Below are 1726 nucleotides of genomic sequence, written 5' to 3'. Positions count from 1 at the left end.
TGATATGCTCCCCTCATAGTAGACACTAGAAAAAATAAAAATTCTAGTCTACTATGAGAGGAGTTTTTTGTATGTCTAAAAGAAGTAAGCACACCGCTATTGAAAAGTATCATTGTATTTTACCTGTTTTAAGAGGAGAAGCGAGTATAAGCCACACCGCTAAAAGAAGGGGTGTAAGTTCTTCCACAATTCAAAGATGGGTTCATAAATACAAACAAAATGGATTAGAAGAATTAAAAGAGTCGAATACCTGGAATCGATATAGCGAAGAATTAAAATATGAGGCAATTAAATCCGTTCTTTCTGAAAAGAAAAGTATCTCAGAAGTGACAAAAAAATTTGGTGTTTCTAATGAGAGTGTTTTAAGCCGATGGATTTCGAAGTATAATGATGGTAGAAAACTTTCTGGAACAACAGGAGGAAGGGGGAAATCTACCATGAATAAAGGACGAAAAACAACACTAGAAGAACGCATTGAAATCGTACAATTTACGATTGCCAACGGGCAAGATTATCAACTGGCGATTGATAAATATAAAATAAGCTACCAACAGATTTATTCTTGGGTAAAAAAATATAAAGAACAAGGAGAAATTGGACTACAAGATTTACGTGGCCGTACAAAGAACTTGGTGGAATTAACTGAAAATGAACGATTACAGCTTCGAATTAAAGAACTGGAGGCTCGTAATCAGTACTTAGAGATGGAAAATGATTTTGCAAAAAAGTTACAAGAAATCAGAAGCAGACCTCCTCACTAACCCTCGTTAAGTATGCATCTGAATTTCAAGCAATCAAAGAGTTACACGAGGAGAAAAGTTATCCAATCTTACAACTATGTAAACTCGCAGGCGTTAGCCGCTCGGGCTATTATAAATGGTTAAAATGGAAACCTTCAATCGCAGAACAAGAAAATAGTCAGCTGGCAAAGATGATGTACCAGCATTGGATCAAAAGAGACAAGATTCTAGGTTATCGCCAAATGAGAACCCAACTCAATCGTAAACTAAAAAAATCTTACAATAAAAAACGCTTCTATCGCTTAATGAAGGCTTTAGGCATTCGTTCCGTCATTCGTAAGAAGCGCCCGAATTATATGAAAACACTCGAACACCATACCGCTGAAAATGTTTTAAATCGAAACTTTTCAGCAACCGCACCAAACCAAAAATGGTCGACAGATGTAACAGAATTGAGATACGGAAGTGGTCGAAAGGCTTATTTAAGCGCGATTATTGATATGTATGACAATTCGATTGTTTCATATGTTGTTGGTCCTTCTAATAACAACATGCTCGTTATGGAAACCATTCATCGAGCAATGAAAAAGAATCCGAAAGCACGTCCAATCATTCAAAGTGATCGAGGGTATCAATATACCTCTTATGAATACAAACGACTAAGTGAGATTTATCATTTCACTAAGAGTATGTCTCGTCCCGGACGCTGTTTAGATAATCAACCAATCGAGCGTTTCTGGGGAACTTATAAAGCTGAGAGCTTTTATATAAAGAAATTAGACAGCTATGAAGCTGTCTGTAACGATGTTTCTCGATATATTCGCTACTACAATAACTATCGGTATGTCGAATCATTAAATAGTTACTCACCCAATGAATACCGAAAATTAGCAGCATAAAAAACGCAATCTCAGGATAAAAGATTGCGTTAAACTAAAAGATTGTTTTTTGTTTTTAATACTGTCTACTTGACAGGGGGCAATTCA

The 1726-nt window shown here is 36.0% G+C and carries 1 protein-coding gene and 1 pseudogene; both read left to right on the top strand.

The features are described 5' to 3' along the window. The first annotated feature begins 71 nt into the window (after window positions 1–71). Window positions 72–761 carry a transposase gene (locus ACYSNO_RS12300; RefSeq protein WP_461731375.1) on the top strand — a complete coding sequence of 230 codons (690 nt, stop codon included), beginning with the start codon at window positions 72–74 and terminating at the stop codon, window positions 759–761. A gap of 17 nt (window positions 762–778) precedes the next feature. Beyond that, window positions 779–1639: pseudogene (locus ACYSNO_RS12295) on the top strand (IS3 family transposase); the annotation flags it as partial. Window positions 1640–1726: the final 87 nt, after the last annotated feature.

Source organism: Enterococcus sp. LJL98, assembly GCF_054871745.1.
This window is presented reverse-complemented; position numbering and strand designations above follow the sequence as displayed.

Coding starts and splice junctions, on each gene's coding strand:
- ACYSNO_RS12300 (WP_461731375.1), top strand. CDS start 72: ATGTCTAAAAGAAGTAAGCACACCGCTATTGAAAAGTATCATTGTATT.